The organism is Shewanella putrefaciens (assembly GCF_016406325.1).
In the GTDB taxonomy this organism is placed as follows: Bacteria; Pseudomonadota; Gammaproteobacteria; order Enterobacterales; family Shewanellaceae; genus Shewanella; species Shewanella putrefaciens.
This window is the reverse complement of record NZ_CP066370.1, coordinates 1,490,473-1,514,020: the sequence shown is the minus strand read 5'-3', so window position 1 is coordinate 1,514,020 and position 23,548 is coordinate 1,490,473. Positions and strand designations below refer to the sequence as shown.

General features: G+C 46.1%; 16 protein-coding genes and 1 pseudogene. 9 read left to right on the top strand and 8 right to left on the bottom strand.

Annotated features, from left to right (window positions below; translation table 11 throughout):
• Window positions 1-10: 10 nt before the first annotated feature.
• The 5 genes from JEZ96_RS06740 to JEZ96_RS06720 form a co-directional block, all read right to left on the bottom strand.
• Complete coding sequence (locus JEZ96_RS06740; protein ID WP_061782738.1) at window positions 11-1,132, bottom strand: ABC transporter permease; 1,122 nt, start codon at window positions 1,130-1,132, stop codon at window positions 11-13.
• Window positions 1,122-2,075: an ABC transporter ATP-binding protein gene (locus tag JEZ96_RS06735; RefSeq protein ID WP_011789957.1), complete on the bottom strand. Its 954-nt coding sequence runs from the start codon at window positions 2,073-2,075 to the stop codon at window positions 1,122-1,124. The genes JEZ96_RS06740 and JEZ96_RS06735 overlap by 11 nt, the downstream gene beginning before the upstream one ends.
• Window positions 2,072-3,070 carry an HlyD family secretion protein gene (locus tag JEZ96_RS06730; protein WP_011789958.1) on the bottom strand — a complete coding sequence of 333 codons (999 nt, stop codon included), beginning with the start codon at window positions 3,068-3,070 and terminating at the stop codon, window positions 2,072-2,074. Before JEZ96_RS06730 ends, JEZ96_RS06735 begins: the two co-directional genes overlap by 4 nt.
• Complete coding sequence (locus tag JEZ96_RS06725) at window positions 3,070-3,768, bottom strand: TetR/AcrR family transcriptional regulator (RefSeq protein ID WP_011789959.1); 699 nt, start codon at window positions 3,766-3,768, stop codon at window positions 3,070-3,072. Before JEZ96_RS06725 ends, JEZ96_RS06730 begins: the two co-directional genes overlap by 1 nt.
• Window positions 3,769-3,953: 185 nt before the next feature.
• Window positions 3,954-4,301 (bottom strand): hypothetical protein, encoded by a 348-nt coding sequence (locus tag JEZ96_RS06720; RefSeq protein ID WP_011789960.1) that lies wholly within the window; start codon window positions 4,299-4,301, stop codon window positions 3,954-3,956.
• A gap of 505 nt (window positions 4,302-4,806) precedes the next feature.
• On the opposite strand from JEZ96_RS06720, the gene JEZ96_RS06715 reads away from it, so the two are divergent.
• The 8 genes and pseudogenes from JEZ96_RS06715 to JEZ96_RS06675 all read left to right on the top strand — a co-directional run bounded on the left by JEZ96_RS06715 (window position 4,807) and on the right by JEZ96_RS06675 (window position 16,654).
• Window positions 4,807-5,664 (top strand): lipase family protein, encoded by an 858-nt coding sequence (locus JEZ96_RS06715; protein WP_025007478.1) that lies wholly within the window; start codon window positions 4,807-4,809, stop codon window positions 5,662-5,664.
• Window positions 5,665-5,675: 11 nt separating this feature from the next.
• A complete protein-coding gene (locus tag JEZ96_RS06710; protein ID WP_025007477.1) occupies window positions 5,676-7,004 on the top strand; it encodes a DUF4785 domain-containing protein in 1,329 nt (442 codons plus the stop codon).
• Window positions 7,005-7,413: 409 nt separating this feature from the next.
• On the top strand, window positions 7,414-10,680 hold the full coding sequence (locus tag JEZ96_RS06705; RefSeq protein WP_014610251.1) for an nSTAND1 domain-containing NTPase: 3,267 nt from the start codon (window positions 7,414-7,416) through the stop codon (window positions 10,678-10,680).
• Between the two features lie 21 nt (window positions 10,681-10,701).
• The gene (locus tag JEZ96_RS06700; RefSeq protein WP_011789962.1) at window positions 10,702-11,076 is read left to right on the top strand and encodes a DP-EP family protein; all 375 of its coding nucleotides are present in this window, start codon (window positions 10,702-10,704) and stop codon (window positions 11,074-11,076) included.
• Window positions 11,077-11,244: 168 nt separating this feature from the next.
• A pseudogene (locus JEZ96_RS06695) lies at window positions 11,245-11,841 on the top strand (alpha-amylase family glycosyl hydrolase); the annotation flags it as partial.
• Between the two features lie 308 nt (window positions 11,842-12,149).
• Window positions 12,150-13,169 (top strand): sensor domain-containing diguanylate cyclase, encoded by a 1,020-nt coding sequence (locus JEZ96_RS06685; RefSeq protein WP_025007473.1) that lies wholly within the window; start codon window positions 12,150-12,152, stop codon window positions 13,167-13,169.
• Window positions 13,170-13,275: 106 nt separating this feature from the next.
• Complete coding sequence (locus JEZ96_RS06680) at window positions 13,276-15,951, top strand: FAD-binding protein (protein ID WP_128090118.1); 2,676 nt, start codon at window positions 13,276-13,278, stop codon at window positions 15,949-15,951.
• A 169-nt stretch (window positions 15,952-16,120) separates the two neighbouring features.
• The gene (locus JEZ96_RS06675; protein WP_014610247.1) at window positions 16,121-16,654 is read left to right on the top strand and encodes a lipocalin family protein; all 534 of its coding nucleotides are present in this window, start codon (window positions 16,121-16,123) and stop codon (window positions 16,652-16,654) included.
• Window positions 16,655-16,747: 93 nt separating this feature from the next.
• Here the strand turns inward: JEZ96_RS06675 and JEZ96_RS06670 are convergent, their stop codons facing one another.
• Both JEZ96_RS06670 and JEZ96_RS06665 read right to left on the bottom strand, forming a co-directional pair.
• The gene (locus JEZ96_RS06670) at window positions 16,748-18,340 is read right to left on the bottom strand and encodes an ABC-F family ATPase (RefSeq protein WP_014610246.1); all 1,593 of its coding nucleotides are present in this window, start codon (window positions 18,338-18,340) and stop codon (window positions 16,748-16,750) included.
• A gap of 347 nt (window positions 18,341-18,687) precedes the next feature.
• A complete protein-coding gene (locus JEZ96_RS06665; protein ID WP_025007471.1) occupies window positions 18,688-20,922 on the bottom strand; it encodes a heavy metal translocating P-type ATPase in 2,235 nt (744 codons plus the stop codon).
• 130 nt (window positions 20,923-21,052) lie between these two features.
• Between JEZ96_RS06665 and JEZ96_RS06660 the strand changes: the two genes are divergently transcribed.
• Window positions 21,053-21,454, top strand: a complete 402-nt coding sequence (locus JEZ96_RS06660) for a MerR family DNA-binding protein (RefSeq protein WP_011789970.1) — start codon at window positions 21,053-21,055, stop codon at window positions 21,452-21,454.
• Window positions 21,455-21,461: 7 nt separating this feature from the next.
• On the opposite strand, the gene JEZ96_RS06655 is transcribed toward JEZ96_RS06660, so the two are convergent.
• Entirely contained in the window at window positions 21,462-23,492 is a 2,031-nt protein-coding gene (locus JEZ96_RS06655; protein WP_025007469.1) for an alpha/beta hydrolase family protein, read from the bottom strand.
• Window positions 23,493-23,548 lie beyond the last annotated feature (56 nt).

The window sequence follows — 23,548 nt, the reverse complement described above, 5'->3', positions numbered from 1 at the left end:
ATTGCACGATCTAATCCAAGCGTTTCGAGAATCGCAAACTCGCAATAAGCAACCCAATACAGGTAAAACCTATCATCCACAGGGCATCAAATTGCAGATCCATCACTTGGGCATCCCGCAGCACTATCGCCCGAGACATACGCATAAAGTGCGTTGCGGGTAAGGCTTCGGCAATCCACTGCGCGGCGATGGGCATAGCCTCGTAGGGAAACATAAAGCCAGATAGCAGAATAGAAGGTAACAACACGAATACCGTCATCTGCATCGACTGCAGTTGGGTTTTCGCCATCGTCGAGATCACTAAACCTAAGGTTAAACTGGCACAAATAAACAACATGGCGGCAAGGGCAATGGAATCGAGCCCACCGCGAATAGGTACGTCAAATAGCAGATGCCCAGCACTCAAAATAATCGTCACTTGCACAAAACCCACCAACACATAGGGCACAATTTTACCGAGCATCAACTCCAGTGGCCTAACCGGTGTGGTGATCAAAAATTCCATATTGCCCTGCTCGCGCTCGCGCACTATGGCGGCGGAAGTGAACATCACCATGGTCATAGTCAAAATCACCCCCAACAGGCCGGGCACTATGTTGACCACAGAGCGCTGTTCAGGGTTGAAATATTGCACTACTTCAAAACTCGGCGTAGCAGTTTTTAGCGCCCGACCTGCAATTTCATCCAGCGGCATTTGCCTTAAGCTGCGAATGGTTGAGGCGACTACGGTATCCGAGCCATCCACCAGCCATTGACCGATGGGTTGCGCTAAATATTGCTGGCCAGCAAAGCTAGGATGACGCACTAAACGCTCATCGAGATCGGCGGGTAAATACAGTACAGCTTTAACTTCACCGCGAGTGATCGCCGCCTCGGCCTCGGCCGCGCTTAGATAACGCTGTTTAAAATCCACCACTTGCGTTGCTTCAACCGCCTGTATCAGTGTGCGGCTATAGGCCGAATCGCTTAAATTCAACAGCCCCGCGGGCAAGTGGCGCGCATCAGTATTGATGGCATAACCAAACAGCATCAGTTGCACCAAAGGGATCATCACTATCATGCCAAAGGTCATGCGATCCCGAGACAATTGCCGCAGCTCTTTAACCACAATTGCAAAAATTCTACGCCACATGGCTAGCCTCCTTGGCGTGAGCGGCCAAGCGCTCGCCCGTGCAAGTCACAAACACATCCTCTAGGCTGGCACGCACTTCTTCCATCGCTCTATTTGCGATTTTTGGTTTAAGCCAAGCTAACGGATCGGCTATATCGCTTCGCACTAATACCCGTAAACGACTACCAATTTGCGCCGCCGACAACACGGCAGACTCACTCATCAGCGATTGTTTTAATGTGCGTAAATCATCACCCGAAACTTCGAGTACCCGTGCGCCCATGGCCGCCATCAATTGCTGCGGTGAACCATCGGCGCGCTTTATCCCCCGCTCCAAAATCGCTAAACCGTGGCAACGCTCGGCCTCATCCATATAGTGAGTCGACACCAGTATCGTAGTGCCTTGGGCGCAGAGATCGAACAACCGTTCCCAAAACTCGCGGCGATTTTCAGGATCAACAGCCGAGGTGGGTTCATCGAGAAACAACAATTCTGGGTGATGTAAAGTCGCGGCCGCGAGGGCTAATCTCTGCCTCTGACCGCCACTCATGGAGCCCGCCATTTGTTTCTCGCGGCCGACTAAATCGTAAAGCGTCAATAACTCCGCTAAGCGCTGCTGGGACTGACGGCGGGTAAGCCCATAAATTTGCGCGACAAACTCAAGGTTTTCCCGCACTGAAAGATTATCGTATAGGGAGAATTTCTGCGTCATATAGCCAATGCGGCGACGTAATTTTTCCTCGGCGCCGGGTAAGGTTTCACCCAAGACACGAATATTCCCGGACGTTGGGCTCAGTAGCCCAGTCAACATACGGATCGAGGTGGATTTTCCACAGCCATTGGGGCCGAGAAATCCGTAAATTGTGCCCTTGGGAATGGCTAAATCAAGGTTTTCTACCGCATTAATACCACCAAAGGCGCGGGTCATCCCTTGGGTCTGAATAACAAAATCGGTTTGGCTCATGGCTGCTGCACTCTTTGCAGCACATCGAGTTGCAACACATCGAGTTCAACTTCTAATGCCATACCAGTAGGTAGATCCTGACCCGCGCTGGAAATTGTGATATCCGTTAGATACATCAGCCGTGCACGATCGCGTTCATTGAGCGCATAAAACGGTGTGTAAGCGGGTTGACTGCGAATATTGCGAACTGTACCCGCAATCGGTGCCTCACGACCGTCCACCAGGATATTCACGCTATCGCCCGCCTTCACTCTGTCTAACCAAGTCGCAGGTAAATATACCCGCACATAGGGATTATCGCTCGCCAGTAAACCAATCAACTGAGTGCCTGCGGCGATACGATCGCCCTCGCGCCAAGGCAAAGTATCGACAACGGCATCACGCGCTGCCACTAAGCTCAAATCTGCTAAAGCTTTTTGCTCAACTGCGACACTGGCACTGGCCGCAGCAACCGCTGCTTTGGCCTGCGCGAGTTGCTCACTACGAGTGCCATTTTCTAACAAACGTAGACTCTGCTGCGCCTCAGCCTGTTTCGCTAAACTGGTATCCCGCGCCGCTCGGGCCGTATCTAAATCCGCTTGGCTAAGCACTTTTGTGGCAAATAAACGATTTGTTCGCTCAAAGGCTCGCTGAGCCTCTTTCACAGTGGCATTCGCGCCATCGAGTACGGCTTTAGCCCTATCAATATCCTCTAAACGCGCACCAGTGACAGCCTCGGAAAGCTTAGCTTTTGCCTGATCAAGCTCAGCTTGGCGCAGGGCTAGGCGCGCATTAGCTGAGGTTGCATCGAGCTGAATTAACACTTCACCCGCTTTAACCCTTTGACCTTCAACCACATTTATTTGAGTAATCAGTTCCCCGACGGGAGCGGTGAGCGTTAGCCTGTCCCGTTCAACAGTGCCCAGCACCCTTGGTGATTCTTCAGTACAAGCCACCAAAAGCAAAAGTGCACAACTCATGCCCACACGCATAATAAAGCTAAGATTGGCACTCATCACACATTCCTCGGTTCGCGCAGCACACCCTGAGTAAAAACCTGCATATTATGCGATGCTAAGCGCTGTAAATCATCGGCATCGACACTAAAACCAAACTGTCGCATCAACACAGGTGGTGCAATAAGTGGAAACACCATCAGACTCACAAAACTTAAACGGACTAAATCAGGATCAATCCCCTCTTTTAAGTATCCCGCATTGACTAATGTGGATTCGAGCCATTGCCGAGAAAGGGATAAAATATGATCAAACACAGACAACATAATATGGTAGGGCTCTGTACCATCCCCCTCCTGCAATACCCGCATAATTAACCTTGGTAGTCCAGGATTTGGCGCCATAACACGATAATAGGTTTGCATAAGTTCACTCATATTATTAGGCGCTTGGGCTGCAGATATTTCGCGTAAACGCGCTAATACTGGCTCAAGGGTTTCACGCACCATTTGTTCGAACAATCCTGCTTTTGAGCCGAAATAGTAACGGATAAGCGCAGCATCGACGCCAGCTTCGCGAGCAATTTCACGGGTCGATACCGTTGGATAACTGCGGTGACTAAAAAGGCTTAAGGCAGCGATAATTAAGCGTTGGCGAGCGTCAGAACTCCCCTTTGGTCGACTGGGAATAAACGGCTGTGATGTGGGTTGGACGGTAAAAGGGACCAGCCCCTTTGGACGACCGGGGACGAGCGACATGGCAAGCTCCAACAAAATTCATCTACTGATGAATATACTGAAAAGCCGCGTGAAAAGGCAGCAGTTAAATTCCTCATTTTCATTGATATTGAGGAATTTAACCCTAGGACTGCATGGTTAAAATTTAGATACCGTTCAATCGAAAAATTAAGCGGCCTTCTATTAAAGATTTATACAGTAAAAGCTTATGCACCTTTCACTATCGCACTCAAACGGGTAATGAATTGCTGTACGGCTTCAACCGAGTCAAAACTAAAGGCAAGACCATAATGGGTTTCAGTCAGGCTCTTATGCAAACGCTTAGGGAAACGCGTCATCTCCCCATTATGAAAGTAATCGTATTTGGCATGCACCCCAGCAAGAGTAGCGAGTTCCCCCGAAAACACCTCAAATGCGGGGCGAATAATCAGATTCGGCGATTTGCCATCTAAATGTAGATAGAAAGCCTCTTTCGTCTCAGGCAGCATATATTCGGTAATATTTTTAATGGTGAAATTTGTGCGGCAGTGCAATCTATTTAACGTGCTCACCATCTCATTGTGTTCTATAGCCAAGCGAATTCTCCATTGTCGTATCCATAAACATGGCCTTGCTTAACAGTGCGAATGAACACTCGTCTTAGCCACTTTGGTTATTCCTAAGAGCCTAATCGGTTTAGTCCTTAAATGCACTAGCGGGATATCAAGATCCCAGTGTAAAAAGGAGGATGCAAAGGATTTGTCACAAAAACCTGCAGTTACAGAACGATAAACCTATTAATTTAGAATACCCATGTCATAGAAAATTCTTTTCCATATGCGAGTAGTTATTTCAAACAGGGCAAGACTTAATACGGTTCATTAGCTATTGCTTATCATGGCGTTATCACTCTTTCTACTAGCATTAAAACAAGAATACCTATAACAACTCCCATCCTGTTCAATTATATGGTGATTATTTACTTGCCAGCACTAAATGTTGCTACTAGGTTAATAACCTTAAACGAGATACGCAGTCATTCTCACCAAGTCAACAAGACCAACAACACGAGATATGCCCATGAAGATCGGAAAAGCCCTCATGCTCTTGGGTCTGTTAGCCGTCAGCCCAGCAACTCTAGCCGCCACTGGCGTCGCCTTTATCCACGGCACGGGTCACCAGACCAATGCCCTAGCCGATTACTGGACGCCAGAATTTGTTAATTCGGTGCGCCAAGGTATCCCAGTGCCAAACAATTACACTGTGATCAACTGCGACTTTGACCAATATATGTGGGAAGAAAGCGCCGCAGGCTGTCTAGCTACTCAACTCAACAGCTTTATCCAAACCAAAAATATCGACGATTTAATACTGATCACCCACTCCAATGGCGGCAACGTAGTGCGCTGGATTTTATCTAATCCAACGTGGGATAGCCGTTATCCAGCGGTGATCAATGCCACCTCAAAGGTTATCGCCCTTGCGCCTTCCAGCGGCGGAACACCACTAGCCGATGCCGTTAACCAAGGTAATGTGTTCGAAACCAGCTTAGGTTGGTTACTCGGTTACGGCAGCAATGCAGTAAAACAGCAACAAGTGAGCTGGATGGCGAACTACAACAACACTTGGCTCTATGGCACTGCGGGTCGCCCTTCCCTTAGCAAACCCTTTGAAGTGGTGGTGGGCTCAGACGTAGACTCAGCGATTTGGGACAGCGACAGTTACTGCGGGGGTTATCAAAACCAAGTCGCGCTGGAAACCACCCAAAACTGGCTCGATAGCTGTTCCGACGGTTTCTTAAATTGCAGTTCGCAAAAAGCGGCAGGCACAGTGTGGTTTACCGATAAACAAAAAACCCGTGGTCAAGAACCGTTAAGCCATCAGCAGAGCCGCCGCGCGTGCTTCAACTTAGACACGCTGATCCGCAACCATATCTAAGGAGCACTAAGATGCACACACTCAGCAAAATTGCCAGTATCTTGGTGCTAAGCGGACTACTCGCCGCCTGCCAGGATGATGCCACAACGCCCGAACCCGAAAGCAATGCCAGCCCGATGTATGCTAAAGGATTAACGTTAGCCGCACCGAGCGACACCGATATCATAGATACCAATATCGCTAGCCCAACCCTTCCAGCTATCAACACTAACACTGAGTACGTCAGTTTTATCACGCCGCTTTATGGTGATTATCAAGCGAGCCAACCTTTGCTTGAACAAGCAAGCCAAAGTGATGAATATTGGATCAATGTGACGGGTGCCGAACTCAATGCAGGCGTAACACTCACGATAAGCCAAGCTGCCAGCTTAGTGCGAATTGCGCCTCGGGGCGATATTAGCTCAGGTGCGCTAATGCATGCCGAAGGCATAGCCCCAGAACGTGTACAAATTCAGCGCATTGCACCTGAGGTAAAAGCGGCTCAAGGAAAAGCAGCCGCTACCACTATCGATAGTAACGAGTCGTTAGTTAAATCAATGGTCAATGCCGAGGCTCTTGCTAGCGTAGGGTTAACCGATGATTCCAGTGCATTGCAAATGTCGGCGAAGGCCACACCGGGCGAATATCGCCTGCAGGTCAGCCAGCCGTTAACACCGAGCGCCAGTTACTTAGTCAATGTGAAGGAAAAAGGCTCGCCCTATCAACTGAGTATTAAAGCACCCACCGCCATTGCCGCTGATGCACAGACAGTCGCGCTCAAACTCACGTTAACTCAAAGTGATAATAGCTTTGTCCCCCAAGCAAAACTAAAACAGGCCGATGGCAACGTACAAAACCTTGCGATGGTAAAACAAGATGATTCGTGGCAAGCCGTAATGCCAGCGGGTATCAGCCTCGCCAGCAGTAATGCGGGTTTCAGTGAAATCGAACTGACAGTTCAAACCGAAATCGATGGCCGCCCAGTACTACGCACCGTCAAAACCGCCTTTAAACCCTATGTCAACTCGGCAAGCATCAAACCCGAAGTGCTCACAATATGGGATAAAGGACTACCAAACCAAATCAACTTTGAGTTGACCGTGGCCGAGGCAGGACGTTTTGGCTTAAGTGGCACGTTAACGGGCACCAATGCCGAAGGTAAGAAAGTAGCGATCCTTCGCACCCAAACCGCCAATTGGCTCACGCCCGACGCGGCAAAGTTAAAGCTGACACTTGATCCTAAGCTTATCCAAGCCTCGGGTTTGCTGCCGCCCTTCGAACTCAATGAGCTAGAACTGCAAGATCAAGGTCAAATGGCAAGATTAAGCTATCAAGCCAAGGCGCTAACCTTAACGCGCTAGTATATTAGCTTAATATTTTGATAAATAAGGATTATCACCCTTAAGCTCAACCTAATGCAAGGTGCCCAATCGCGGGCACTTTTCTATTGTTAATATTTTGCAATCCACACCTAAAACCCATCACTTTATTTAACATGCGGAGCAAGGCACAAACTGTTGACATAAAAATGATAAGCTCCAGACTATTTCCCACACCTTGCCTTGATAAATTTTACATTGATTATCAAGGGTTATTCCTTTTAAATACCAATTAACATCGGCATAATGTCAAGGTCTTGACGTCAGACCTTTGAATGACAAAACACGGTTCCCTGTAACAATAGCTGTAACAATATTTATAACAATAAGAGTGACTCACAGAGCAAGCTTTTGCAGTGCCATGGTCAATACTCAATAAATGGAAACCCCTATGAGTGACAGCACATTTTTCTTTGGTGAATGGCAAGTTAATCCCAGCGCCAACAGTCTGCTCCTCGGCAAACAAGTCAAACAACTTGAGCCTAAGGCCATGGATGTGCTGCTATTTCTGTGTCAACGGGCAAACGAAGTCGTAAGCAGTGATGAGATTGTCAGTCATTGCTGGCAAGGGATAGATACGGGTGATAATCCACTACACAAGATTATCAACCAGCTACGCCGCGCATTAGGCGATAGTGCCACCGAGTCAACTTATATTGAAACCATTCGCAAACGTGGCTATCGCACCTTAGCCGAAGTGCGTTTTCCCGTGGGACACGAAGCCACCGCCAGCCCACAAACTTGGCAAGGCGGCTCACCTTTTCCCGGGCTACAAGCCTATAGCGCCAACTATGCCGAGGTGTTTTTTGGCCGTAGCGAACAAATCACCACCTTACTTAACCGCATTAGCCAGCAAATCCATTTTGGCCGTGCCTTCTGTCTGATTTTAGGCCCCAGTGGCAGCGGTAAATCCTCCTTAATTAATGCGGGGGTATTACCCAATTTAATGAAGGGAAATGGCTTTAATGGCGTCGGTGTTGTGGCCTATAGCAGCCTCGATTTTGCCGATGTCAGCAAAGGGCAACTGCTCACCGATCTGGCCAGTGCCATGCTCGACTGGGAGATAAACGACACCCCAGTATTTGATGGGATGAGCGCCGATACGTTGGCAATCAAGCTTACTGAAGATATCCAAGATATTATCGCGCAGTGCAAACAAGCACTTAAAAATCAGCCCTATGCAACGCCGCGTTTCGCCTTATTTATCGACCGATTAGAAGTGTTGCTCTCATCACCGCTATTTAGCGATACCGAACGAACCCAGTTCATAGAATTATTGGAACAACTCGCCACCTCAAAAGCCGTGATTATCATCAGTGCCTGTCGCAACGATTTTTATCCTTTATTGGTCAATTACCCAAGCTTAATGGCGGGTAAAGCCCGCGGCGCCCACTTTGACTTAGCACCGCCAACACGCACTGAGCTATTACAAATGATCCGCCTGCCCGCAGTGGCTGCCAACTTAAGCTGGGAAGTTGACAGCGACACCGCAATGCCGCTCGACGAAATGCTCTGCAGCGATGCCGCCAGCAACCCAGATGCGCTGCCCATGTTGCAATACACTCTGCAAGCCTTGTATTTGCAACGCAGCGCCGACGATAAGTTATTAGTCTCGGTTTATCATGCACTTGGCGGTATTGAAGGGGCTATTGGCAAAAATGCCGAGCAAGCGATTTCCCATTTAAGCGAGGCCGAAAAAGCCAGCCTACCACGGATTTTATCCCTGCTAGTGACCCTGCGCGAAGATGAAAAGTCCATTACTAGCCGCACCGCCCGCTGGTCGCAGCTGCAAAGTACAGCTGAAACCGCCCTAGTGCAAGCCATGGTCGATAGCCGCTTATTCGTGTCGCATCTGCAAAATGGTGAACCCTGTTTTAGCATCGCCCACGAAGCACTTTTACGCCGTTGGCCGCGGGCAACCGCTTGGATTAGCGAACATAACGACAGCTTAAGCATTAAGAGTCGCCTACAACATTTATCTAAACGCTGGCTCAGTGAAGCCAAGCACAGCGCTTATCTGCTCGCCGATGGCAAACCGTTAAAAGAAGCCCAAAGCCTCAGTCAGAATCCGTTATTCGATTTAGACGATCCCGAAACCGCCTTTATCGCAGCCTCCAGCAAACGCGCCAATATGCTGCGCTGGACAAGGCGCCTAACCGTCGCCCTGCTGTGCGTCCTCACCTTAACCTCAGTCATTATGAGCGTTCGCAGCATAGAAGCCGAAAAACTTGCCCTGCAAAAACGCCTCGCCGCCGAAGATTTGCTCGGCTTTATGGTCGGTGACTTCGCCGACAAGATGCGCGGCATCGGCCGTATGGATTTACTCGATGGTATCAGTAACAAGGCGCTGGCCTATTTCAGCGATTTTTCCCATCAAGATGATGATGCACATTTAAGTTTTGATGCCCGTTTCCAACACGGCCAAACCCTAGAGGCGATGGGCGAAGTGGCCTATTCGCGTAATAAAATCGATGAAGCCCGTAGCGCCCTACTCGCCGCGCAGGAGAAAATGCTGCCGCTATTGAATTTGCAACCAAACAACCTAGCCCTACTGAAAACCCTAGGCGCCAATGCATTTTGGCTCGGACAACTTAAATATGATGTTAGCGACTGGGCTGCATCGCGCCCTTTTTTCGAGCAATACTTAGCCTATAGCCAAACTATGTACGCCCTTGCACCCGAAGATAAAGATGCGCTCATGGAACTTTCTTACGCCCATAACACTTTGGGCTCAGTTTCGATGAAGCAACAGGAATTTGCCAAAGCACAACAAGATTTTGAAGAGTCGCTAAGGCTTAAATTGCTCGCCTTGGCAAAAGCGCCTCAAGATAGCCAGCTGATTGCGGATATTGCGAATGCACGATCTTGGTTAGCGAGTGCGGCAGTGTCTCTTGGGGATTTAAACTCTGCAATTACAATTAACTTACAACTGCAATCGGAATTAGAAGCCCAACGTAAGTTAAAAGATGCAGACGGATATTTACTTGACAGGCTATCTATTGGATATCAGAGACTTTCATTTTTATATGAATATCAAGGACAACTAAGCCTAGCTTTCGATAATGCATTACAAGGCGAACGAGTTATACAACAAGCTTTAAATTTAGATAACCAAAATACTTCATGGAAAGTAAAACTATACTATCTAAAACTCCAACTAATGTTACTTAATGCAAATATTCAAGATAAACGAGTTCTATACACACCTGAAACATTAGATGTAGAACTAGCTAGCGAAAGTGAAAGCTTTATAAAGAGTAAACGTTACCAACAACTTAAGGCCACCCACCTTAAAAACTCAGCTTATTACTACCAAATACTTGAACAACCTAAAAAGGCACTAGTATATTTAGATAAAGCATTTTTGTTACTCAAAGACTTAATTAAAGATGCTCCAAATGATTATAAACACTATGCTAGCCTAGCTGAAACTGAACTATTAATAGCTAAACAATCAAAAAATATAAACGACCTTAACTCAATGAAAAAATATTGTCTAAGCGCAAAGAGAAGACTAGAGTCCATTCAAAAAAAAGATAAAGACCCTCAATACTTATACCCTTATGCAAAAGCCTTAGATTGTTTAGGAGAGTTAGAGACTTCCCCTACATTACTTAAGCAACTTAAAGCAGCGTCAATTAAAGATATTAAATTTTAACAACCAACAAGGAAATATTATATGCAAAATACTTATGGTCAAGCGCACTATATTAAAGTTACCGTCACACTAGAAAATGGTGAACCTGTTTTTAGCTATACTGATGCCGAAGGCGCTGAATGCCAAGGCGATGTTACAGTCACAGCCGCTAGTACTATCACTTATCTACTTGATGACCAAACAGGAAAAGATCTAAAGTTCGTAGGCGCAGGATTTTTAACCCCATTCGATCAGATTATTGATGCTGTAACCTTAAGCAGTGATGGCAAACTGCTGCAAATGGTTGATCTGGACCACACACCAGGCACAACAAAATTCCAGTTTATATTAACAAATAGTACCAATACTCTAATGCTACTGAGTCCTGATCCAGAAATCATCAACGACCCAAATTAATCAAAACCGCAATAAATCGGGGACGGTAGCTTTTGCTAATGTGTCCCCTTTTTCTGCTTATCGGCCAAAAGCGGGGACCAAAAGCGGGGACAGCCATGTCTTTTTGTGCTTTATCCCCTCTTATACTAGCTTTTACATTATCTTGATTGCGTCTGTTTGGAGCGGATGATGACCTCGGCCAGAAGAATGCTTATCGATGCTAATACAACGCCCTTCTATCATGTGATAAATCGCTGTGTCAGAAGGGCTTTTCTGTGCGGTGAGGATAAACTCACAGGCCGCAGTTATGAGCATAGACGTGGCTGGATTGTCGATAAAATCAAAGCATTATCCACCATCTTTTGTATCGACATTTGCGCCTATGCCCTCTTTGCGAAATAGACAAGGAATAACCACTATCCCCTAGTACTCAAAATTGATATTGAGAAGGCGAAATCCTTAACGCAAAAAGAGATTATCAGCCGCTGGAGCCAAATCACTAAAGGCCATGCCATTACCACTAAGTATATGAATGGTGACGCCTTAATCGAAGGTGAACGCATGTTGCTCGATGGGTTAATTACCGAATGGCATGAGCGATTGAGTAGTATTAGTTGCCTTTGATTTAAAGAAGAGGTGCGTTGTTTAAATGAAGAGATTGCCCGTAAAGCGAATCGTGAAGATGAGTGCAAAGGCGCGTTCTGGGAAGGCCGTTTCAAATCCCAAGCTTTGCTAGATGAGCAAGCCTTACTGGATTGTATGATGTACGTGGATTTAAATCCAATAGTCCATAGCCAAGCACTACATCCCGGACTCACACTGCGTTAAATTGCCCTAACAACAAATATTCGACTCAGTCTTAATGCTTAAGATTGGGGGATATTTAGCCCTAATCTTGTGAAATGTAAGCAAGCGCCCAGCTAACCATACTCCTAATCGCAGACAAAACGACTCAGAAGGTAAAATTTAAAACCTTTAAAATCATCAATTTAAATCAGAAGGTAAGCAGAAGGTATCTTTTCTTCCGCCAGAATAAAGTCATCCTCAGAAAAGCGCCTAGCGCAGATGATAAAAGTTCACGGAGAAAGATAATAATGACAAACTCACCGAAACTGGTACACCAACAATCCGCTTTATCCATTGTCGATGATGCTGCATTGCCTGCAACTAAGCATGTTAAGGGGACTGAGTTACCGCTGAATTTTTTCGAGCATTCTTCCCTCCAGACCATTGAACTCTTTATTCAACATTTAACCGAGGTCGTTATCTTGGTTAATGCCAACGGCTTTATCCGATCTTGCAATCAGCGTAGTGCCGATCTATTGGATTGTCCTCAGGCCACGTTAACGGGACAAGATTGGCGCAACTTTTTGACCGAACACCATCAAGCTCGCTATAACAACCTGCTGAGCAACGATATTAAATTAGGTAAAAACTGTGGTATTCCAGTAGAGCACTCCGCAGAGGAAATCACCTTAATCACGGCCTCTGGCAAGGCAAAAGAGGTCGAACTGTCAATCTCCTATATTCCGAGCCATGAGCCATTGTTCGTGATGGTGATGCATGATTTAACCCAACATAAAGAAGAAAACCAGAAGCTACGTAAGTTGGCTGCTACTGACTCACTAACGGGACTTGCGAACCGCCGCTACTTTGATGAAATACTGCAACACTATTGGGAAGAATGCACCGCTAAGCTGCGCCCTCTTAGCGTGGTGATTATTGATGTGGATTACTTTAAGGTGTTTAACGATCAGTTTGGTCATATCCAAGGTGATGAATGCCTTAGAAAAATTGCCAAAGTTATCGCAGACATAGTACCTCTCGACATTGGACTTGCTGCCCGTTACGGCGGCGAAGAGTTTGCGCTGATCCTACCCAATCATAATGCCAAAATGGCACTCACCATTGCCCAGAAAATACAGCAAGGGATTAATGCCCTACGTTTTACCGAGCAAGGCCTACGTGACTATGTCTCTGTCAGTGCAAGCCAAGGTATTGCCAGTGAGGTCAATGGACAGTTTCGTACCTCAATGGCAATGCTCTGCGCCGCCGATACCGCGCTGTACCGTGCAAAGGCCGATGGTCGCGACCGAATTAATACATCACTTTAAAAGGCTAAGCCCAGCATTTAGAGCTTAGCGCTTTAAAGGGTGAACCTGTTTATCTTGTTCACCCTATTAGGGAAATCATCAGCGGAAATAATAGGGACTGCAACAGATGAAACATAAGCCAACATCGACGAAAGAGACGAGTGTTACAGAAATAGTACTTCCTACAGGCACTTGCCCACTCGATATTTTTACCTTTCAATGCTGGTTAAAAACGACTCATGGCGGCCATATTTACCAGTATGCCAGTGAGCCAACCCAGACAGGATTTTCTGTCCAAATTAATTCACTGGGCCATATTGAATGCGCGATTAACACCACTTTACTTCGCATAGAGGCTATTTCAACTCTCGGAGGGCTTAATGATGATCATTGGCATTTATTATCCATCTGCTATCAATACAATGAAATAAAATGTTATATCGATAGTGAGATCACTCATATCCAACAGCAACATATTCCACTGATTACAGATGGTGCATCTTATTCAGATTTTTTGCTTTCCAATAAACATATTGATGCAATCTTTGATGGCAGCATTATTGACACAACACTGTTAAATCGCTGTTTATCGGATGCTGAAATATTCGATTATTACCAATACCCTTATCAGCAAAAAGTAATTACTGAAAACAATCTGCATATTTATCAAAAAAGGCATAGTGATCATGGTGAGACAGTTAATTTTATTAAACCAAAAAGACAAGAAGTCATGCTTATTATCTTTAATGATACTGAATATGACTTCAAAAAACTGACACCTAGTAGCAATCTATTTTTAAAGCAACTCCCTAATATCATTCCCGCCAATGAACGCTGCGCCTATATTATTGAATCAAGCAATGAATGTTGGCCACATTTTATTTACCAAGTAGATTATATCGCCAGCGAGTGCAGTGATATAAAAATCAGTGTTGATATTTTTAAGTCTCTCACCCCTTATCGTTCCACTGTCCATATAAATGCCGTAGATGAACTTGAGTCTGATTGCCTTATAAACCAATCAACCGAAACCAGATTAAGTGCTGAAATTCGTATCAGCGAAAATACCGTCATTACTCAAGCAAAACATTTTATGCATTTTCTTAATGAGGTGCGCTCATATATTCGAGCTGAAAATATCATTACCAATGGACGCTATTATAGCGAACAACAATTTTTAGTGAGCACAGGTAAGCAGATGATTAACTACCAACTGGCTTGCCAACTCTTTAATCGACGCTTACAAAAAAGGCCCCTTGCGATTATTAAATGCACTAGTACCCATGATGTAAAAGTCGTCTATAAGGCCGCTATCGACTATAACTTGCCCATTAGTGTACGCTCCGGCGGGCACGATCATGAGGGGGAAAGTGGCCAAACTAATACTATAGTGATCGACCTAAGCAATATGGATAGTATTGAAATTGATCCCATCAGTGGCATTGCCGCGATTGGCCCGGGCACGACTATAGCCACACTAACGACGGCCCTCGCTAAAAAGGGCTTGATGATTCCCCATAGCACCACTGCAACAGTTGGCATATCTGGTTTTATAATGGGCGGCGGTTGGGGACCTTGGTGTCGTAAATACGGTATGTGCTGTGAATCATTATTACAGGCTGAAATTGTACTCGGTATAGGCGAAACCCAAGTCATCTCAGCAGCCAATAAACCCGAACTGCTGTGGGCCTTAAAAGGTGGTGGCGGCTTAAGTTATGGCATAGTCACGCGTTTTTTTGTACAAACCTTTCCCCTTCCCCCAAACCTGCTTAAGTTTGAACTTGAATGGAATTGCTATCAGCCCGAGACACAAACCTTAATCGAGACAACGCCTACAATGCGTTTACTCGAGCGTTGGGAAGAAACGATCAATGCCGATAATACATCCTGTTTGCTCGGCACCAATTTGAAGATCCAGACAAAGTCCCTAGCCAGTACGATGGCTGAAGCCTGCTCAAAACAAGGGGCTGAGTTAACACAAGAACCTAACCGAATCGGCACATGCATTACGGATTTTGACCCCAATTCAATCAAACATAATTGTGTTATGTACGGCCATTGGGAGGGAAATCTTGCCAGTTTAGAGTACTTTATTAACAGTCAGTTTTCCGAGGTTGGTTTAAAGCCCGATCGCATTCGTATTGAGCCCTTAGGCGGACTTACCCAAGCCTATGGCGAACAATTAATGGAAAGTTGGAACAGAGAGTCGTTTCAATGTTTACAGCAAAGCCAAGCGGCGTTGCAAGCATGGGGTCAAAACCTGCAGATGAAAGGGGTGAAGTGGCAGGACTTAAGTCAACCCGCGCCCCACAGAGTCACCTCACGTTTAGCGGATCAGACGGGGCTTAAAACGGGACATATTAATTTGCTTGAAAGCCTTACCTCGACGCAAACCCTTGAGGGAAACCGCCAATTAGGTCTTTTTACCTATGTCACGCTTAATGCCATCGCTGGAGATTTTTATAGAAAAATCAGTGAATCACAACAAAAGCAGAGCGCTTTTCCCTATAAAGAAAAAGCCTATATTATCCAATATCAGGCATGGTGGAATGCAGAGCTAGAGGAAAAAGCCCAGCTCCATGACAACTCAGTTTACACAAGGATAAATCGAGCGCTGGATTGGATTGATGCCTGCCGCGATGCAGACATTCCCAATACTTCGGGGGCTTTTATTAGTTATAAGGACAAAACAATACCCACCTCAGTGTACTTTGCGCAACACTATGCCCAATTGCAGCGAATTAAAGGGGCTTATTGCCAAGATCCCTTAAACCATTTCCGATCACGAAAATCGATTATTTAATCTATTCGATTAAGCGCTGTCAGTTTGATGATAAAACATCAGCATAACCCACGGGTGGATAAACCAGACAAAAGTGAAAGCGGTACACATCGCGGGGGATAGATTGAATTTGCCAAGGTTAAGATATTGCGAGACTATCATTAGCAGTCGTTAACTTTTGGAGTTTGTGTTGAAAAAACTACTTTTAATGATCAGTGTATTAATACTGACTGGCTGCTTGGGTATGCCTAAAAATGTTCAACCCGTAAGTGACTTTGAACTCAATCGCTACTTAGGGAAATGGTACGAAATTGCGAGGCTCGACCACTCCTTCGAGCGCGGGTTAACCCAAGTCACCGCCGAATACAGCCTTAAGCCCGATGGTGGCGTAAAGGTGATTAATCGGGGCTATTCCGCCGCTAAACAGGAATGGAAAGAAGCCGAAGGTAAAGCCTATTTTGTGAATGGGGACAATGAAGCCTACTTAAAAGTCTCTTTCTTTGGGCCGTTTTATGGTGCCTATGTGGTGTTTGGACTCGACCAACAAGATTACCAATACGCCTTTATCTCTGGGCCAGATACGGATTATTTATGGTTACTGGCCAGAACCCCAACGGTATCCCCCGAGGTAATTCAGCAATTTATCAAGATGGCTAAAGCCAAAGGTTTTGATACTGATAGCTTAATTTATGTCGAGCAAAAGAGCGCCGAGGTGAAGCAATAGCTGCTTAGCCGAGGCAAACACCATAAATAAAAACGCCGCTCAATATGAGCGGCGTTTTTATTTAAACAAGGTTTAAGCACTTAAGGCAAACAATTAGCCTTCAATACCTTTGCTCGCAAGGAACTCATCATAGGTGCCTTTGAAATCATTTACACCTTTAGAAGTAATTTCAATAATACGGTTAGCCAATGATGATACAAATGCACGATCGTGACTCACAAACAACAAAGTGCCTTCGTACTTTTCTAAGGCGTTGTTTAATGACTCAATCGATTCCATATCCATATGGTTGGTCGGTTCGTCGAGCATCAAAATATTGGCTTTTTGCATAATGAGCTTGCCAAATAACATCCGGCCCTTCTCACCACCCGACAGTACTTTGACTGACTTTTTAATGTCGTCAGAACCAAACAACATACGGCCTAAAATACCACGTACCGATTGGTCATCGTCTTCAGGTTTACGCCATTGGCTCATCCATTCAAATAAGGTCATATCATTTGCAAAATCAGACTCATGATCCTGTGCATAGTAGCCAATGTTGGCGTTTTCAGACCATTGAATATGACCTTCATCCTGCGGAATATCATGGATAAGCGTTCGTAACAATGTCGTTTTACCGACACCGTTCTCACCTAAAATCGCGATACGCTCGCCCACTTCAACGATTAAGTTCAAGTCTTTAAATAGCGGTGTGTCATAACCTTTAGTTAAGTTTTCAACCACTAAGGCATTGCGGAACAGTTTCTTTTCTTGCTCGAAACGAATAAAGGGGTTCACGCGGCTAGAGGCTTTGACTTCATCTAGCTTAATTTTGTCGATTTGACGGGCGCGGGACGTCGCTTGTTTTGCCTTAGAAGCGTTGGCAGAGAAACGTGCAACGAAGGTTTGCAGCTCAGAAATTTGGGCTTTTTTCTTCGCATTATCCGCAATTAAACGCTCACGGGCTTGGGTAGCCGCTTGCATATATTCGTCGTAGTTACCAGGGTAAACGCGCAGTTCACCGTAGTCTAAGTCCGCCATATGGGTACAGACTGAGTTTAAAAAGTAACGGTCGTGGGAAATAATGATCATGGTGCTATCGCGTTGGTTCAATACGTCCTGTAACCAGCGAATGGTATCGATGTCCAAGTTGTTGGTGGGTTCGTCAAGCAGCAGTACATCGGGATCGGAGAACAGGGCTTGGGCTAACAACACCCGCAGTTTTAAGCCCGGAGCAATTTCAGACATCAAACCAAAATGGGTTTCAATGCCAATACCCACACCTAACAACAATTCACCCGCGCGAGATTCGGCGGTGTAACCGTCCATTTCGGCAAATTCCATCTCAAGGTTTGCCACGGCAATGCCGTCTTCTTCACTCATTTCGGGTAAAGAATAAATTCGATCACGCTCTTGTTTAACCTTCCACAGTTCACTGTGCCCCATGATCACTGTATCGATAAGCGTGTATTCCTCATAACCGAATTGGTTCTGGCTCAACTTACCCAGACGCTCATTCACATCCAAAGACACGTTGCCGCTGCTTGGTTCTAGATCACCGCAAAGGATCTTCATGAAGGTTGATTTACCACAGCCGTTCGCACCGATAAGACCGTAACGGTTACCGCCGCCAAATTTAACTGAGATGTTTTCAAACAGTGGCTTAGCGCCAAACTGCATGGTGATATTCGCTGTTGTGATCAAAATGAACTTCCAAATCGAGTAATGTTGGTTAGATTTTTGGCAATGCAACTAAGCATAAATCCATTTTATCAAACCTGAGGGGGTAAAAATAAACGTGGCACTATAGCAGTTTGGGCTAAATTATCAACTAAAAAGACCTCAGCCATTCGCGTGGAATTAAGCGCCGCACTCTGCTAACTCGAGTGACTAACCACTTAATCCCACTGCAATTTCATGCTTTATTATGTCCTATTTTCACAGGCTCTGATGACAAATGAATGATCTTAACTCACTAAGTTCAACGGCGTTCAACGGCTAAGCCTTGCCTTGGCGGCTTAATCCACATCGGATCTACGTTAAGGCAAAGGCTATAACTTCTGTTTCCTTAAACGATTGGCGTTGGTTACCACGGTAAGCGAAGATAATGCCATGGCGGCACCTGCAATCACCGGGCTTAACAACATCCCGGTTAGGGGATAAAGTACCCCCGCCGCCACCGGGATACCTAAACTGTTATACACAAAAGCACCAAAGAGATTCTGCTTAATATTGGTGATGGTTGCGCGCGATAGGGCTAATAAGTTAGCGATCACTATCAATTGATGTGAAAGTAGTGTCATATCGGCACTCTCGATCGCCACCTCAGTACCCGATCCCATGGCAATGCCGACGTCGGCGCTCATTAAAGCTGGAGCATCGTTAATGCCATCACCTACCATAGCGACGATATGCCCTTGTTGTTGCAATGCTTTAATATGTTGTTGTTTTTGCTCTGGTAATACACCTGCAATCACTTCGGTAATGCCCACTTGGTCCGCCACTGCCTGCGCGGTTTGTGGATTATCGCCCGTAAGTAACACAACGCGAATATCCTGCTGTAGCATGGCGCTGATGGCTGTTTTTGCATCAATTTTAATCGGATCGGCAAGGGCAATAGTGGCCACTAACTTACCCGCTTTGGCGACATAAATTGGGGTTTTACCTTGGTTGGCAAAGCTTAATGTCGCACTAGGATCTAAGGCGCTGCCATCGGAATTTACAATATCCAATGCCGTCATCAAGGCGAGATTACCGATCGCTAGCGATACACCATCAACCTTGCCTTCAATCCCCTTACCTTGATGGTTCGTAAATGCCTGCGTTTCGGGCAATGGCGAGAGTGACTCCTTAGCATAACTGACAATCGCCCCCGCTAAGGGATGCTCAGAGTGTTGCTCTAGGCTAGCAATTTCGCCCAGTAAGGCTCCTTTATCAGTATCACTTAGTGCTTGCACTAACATGAAATCAGTGACTTGTGGCTTACCTAAGGTAACTGTGCCCGTTTTATCCAGCACCACGCAATCAACCCTGCTCGCCGTTTGTAATGCCTCACCGTTTTTAACTAATACGCCCATTTGTGCCGCTCGCCCTACCGCGACCATAATGGACATAGGTGTTGCCAGCCCCAGCGCACAGGGGCAAGCGATAATCAACACGCTGGTGAGCACGACGAGTGCATGACTTAAGGCGGGCGCAGGCCCAACAAAGTACCAGATAGCCGCCGCTAGCAGCGCAATCGCCACCACTGTTGGAACAAATACCGCGGAGATCTTATCGGCCAATCGCCCTATGGGTAATTTTGATGTTTGTGCCTCTTGCACCAGTGCAATAATTTTTGCAAGCCGCGTATCTTGTGGCCCAGCCGTCACGCGATACACCAAACTGCCATTACCGTTAACCGTCCCCGCGCTTAGGTTATCCCCCATATTTTTCACGACGGGAATGGGCTCACCCGTGAGCATGGCTTCATCTAACAATGATTGCCCCATTTCAACAATACCATCGAGGGCCACTCTGTCTCCCGGGCGTAAACGCAGTTTATCGCCCAGTTTCAACTGACTTATCTCAACCTGCTCATCGCCCTTATCACCGATACGAATCGCAGTGGTGGATTGAAGCCCGAGCAAACGCTGCACCGCCTCGCTGGTTTTGCCACGCGCTTTAAGCTCTAGCGCGTGACCTAGGTTAATCAAACCTAAAATCATCACACTCGCCTCAAAGTAAACATGGCGAGTATCCAAAGGAAATACATTTGGCAGTATGACCACCAGCATGGAATAAGCCCATGCCGTACTGGTACCCAGCACGATTAAGGTATCCATATTGGTGGTTTTGGCCTTGAGCGCCCGCCACATCCCCTGATAAAAATGCCTTCCCGTAGTCACCAGCAAAAATAGCGTGATAAGCCCCATAATGCCCCAACCTAATTGCATACTCGGGCTATTAATCATCATTTCGCCGCCCAGTAATCCCCATAACATCATAGGAATACCAATCGCGAGCGCGATAATGGCTTGGCGCATTCTGAGTCGATACTCGGCCGCATCCTCAAGGCGTTTTTCTTCGGCTGCGGCCTTGGCATCGACAATCACTTCAGCCGAAAACCCCGCGCTCGCCATCAGCTCAATCGCAACATCGGCACCCATAGTGCCATTAATGGTCACTTGTTTATCGGCAAGATTTACCCGAGCTTCTACCCCTTCTTGGACAGCAAACGCCTTTTCAATCTTGGCAACACAGCCAGCACAATTCATATTGGTAACATAGAGTCTAATCAATGACATGAAATATTCCTCACTTGCACTTGAACGCGATAGGGTTAAGATAAAGTCTCCCATCACGGGAGAGTCAAGGAAGAATTGATTGAATGCGATCCAGTCGAAATTTTTAGGTACGCAGCTTACCGAGGTTTAAATGAAAATAGGCGAAGTGGCTAAACAAACAGGTTTGAGCGTTAAGAGTATTCGTTATTATCACGATATTGGCCTAGTACATGCCGAACGCAATGAGGCAGGTTACCGAGTTTATCGCCCCCACGATATTGAGTCACTTAAGTTTGTTCACCAGTGCCGCGATCTGGGATTTAGTCTAGATGACTGTAAACTGCTGCTCGGGTTAAGGGATAATGAAAGCCGCAATGCCGAAGATGTTAGACAACTCACTCGCCGCCATCTTGCCTATGTTGAACAGCAAATTGTGAAATTACAAAATCTGCGAACACAACTGCAACATATGGTGACTCAATGCCAAGGAGGTTCGCAGCCCCATTGTGCCATTATTGATAGCCTTAACCTTGAGCTTAAATCAACCTCATAAAACTGAACTAATGTAAGGCTGCCGCATTATCCAGCACGAGCTCAGGCAATTTACCTGCAGGAGTAAATTGAAACACTTTCCCATAAAATGCGAGTTCCATTTCTAATCCTGCGGCCTTATGTTCAGGCTTTCGCCCACCATGAGGCTCATCGTCATGGGCGATATAAGCTGTTGGCACGCCCTTGGCTTTAAGCGCTTCATAGATTTTTTGTGATTGATGAGCAGGGACAATTTGATTTCTCAGCCCTTGAAAGATAAGGAGTGGCTCATTAAACCCTTCTAAATGATTTAGCGGTGATAACTCACGGTAACGACTTGGGTTATCGGCATAGGGGCCAATCAGTTGATCTAAATAACCCGCCTCAAACTTATGGGTACCTTTGGCAAGCTGCTCGAAATCACTGATCCCCTCGTAACTCACTCCCGCATGGAATACATCATAAAAAGCTAATGATGACATCACTGTCAAACCGCCCGCGCTGATCCCTCGAATCGCCAGTTTGCTGCCATCTACCCAGCCTTTCGCGACTAAATACTTGGCCGCGTTAATCGCATCTTCCACATCACTCTGCCCCCATTTTCCATAGAGACTTTGACGATAAGCACGCCCAAAACCACTACTTCCGCGAAAATTTAAATCGAGCACCGCAAAACCGCGACTGGTCCAAAACTGAATATCACTACGATAGGCAAGACTCGCACGCGCTGTAGGACCACCGTGTAACATCACAATTAACGGCGGACGAGTATCATGGGGCGCAACATACTTAGGATTCACTGGTGCATAAAAATAGCCATATGCCTGCTGATCTTCACCCGTTGTGAAGGCAATATTCCTTGCCCGTGAAATATAGTTAGGATCAAGTTTTGGTAATGCGGGGGCATACACAAGCTCTGTACCACGCCCTACAACTTGGTAAACACCTTGTTCTGGCGTCGCCTTAGCCCCAACAAAATAAACCCCATCCTCTCCCTTAATAACTTGGGTTATTTCTGCAAAATCAACCGCCAAAGATTCAGTTAAACCCGAGTCTAAATAGATCCTAATCAAAGCAGCCTGATTTCCTTCAACATAGCTGGCGATAAGCGTATTGGCCGATTCAAAGGCATAATTATGATTACCTAAGCGCCAATCAGGTACTGCAAACTCGGCATTTTTGGTAAACACAGGTACAAGTAAACCCGCTGATGTCACACGATAAATATTCCACCAATTGCTGATATCTGCGACGACATAAAGCTGTCCATCTGGGCTGAACAAAGGTTGAGTCACAGAGGAATGTTCAGGGGTGACTATCTTTCGGATATTTTTTAATTGGCCTTTACGATCTAAATCCCCTAGCCATAACACACTATTGTCCCAAGGCATGTAGGGATGTTCCCATGTTATCCACGCAAGCTGAGTGTTATCAGGAGAAATAGTGGGTGAAGCAATAAAATCATGCCCCGAGACAAAGGTATCGCCCTCACCTGCAAAATTAAGATTAATCGTCACTAAACTCGCCTTAGGTTCACCTTCTTGGCGGTGATCTTCACGCACACAGATAATGCGCGAACCTTTTGGATAGGCGATACAATCCGCATGACGAGTGCCATTAGGGGTTAAGGGTAGAGGTGGTTGATTCGGTGCAAAACGGTAAAAAAGCTGATCCTGTAACTTGGTGGCAAATAAGCTCTGGCCAATCCCCAAAAATGCCGCGCCACCATATTCATGAACCGTAGATTTAACATTGAACTCAGGGGAAACCACTTCAACGACATTAGCATGCTTGTCAAGGCGCTTAATCCCCACTTTACCTTGGGACTTACCACTCGATTCGGCAAAGTAAATGGCATTACCCACACTTTGTAACTCGGCCACGCTATCGGCCTGTTCAAACACATTTACCGCCGACAACGGGGATTGCCAACTACCATAAGGCGCCACAATACGATCGCCATATTCTTTCGCTGGTGTGTCCGTGATTTGCGTACGCTCACAACCGCTAAGCAGCAATATTGCGCTTAACAGAGATGGAAGATAGCGTCCTAACTCCATTGTTTTCCCCATGTTTGCTAATATCACAAACTAAAACAAAATCTTAATTTACCCTA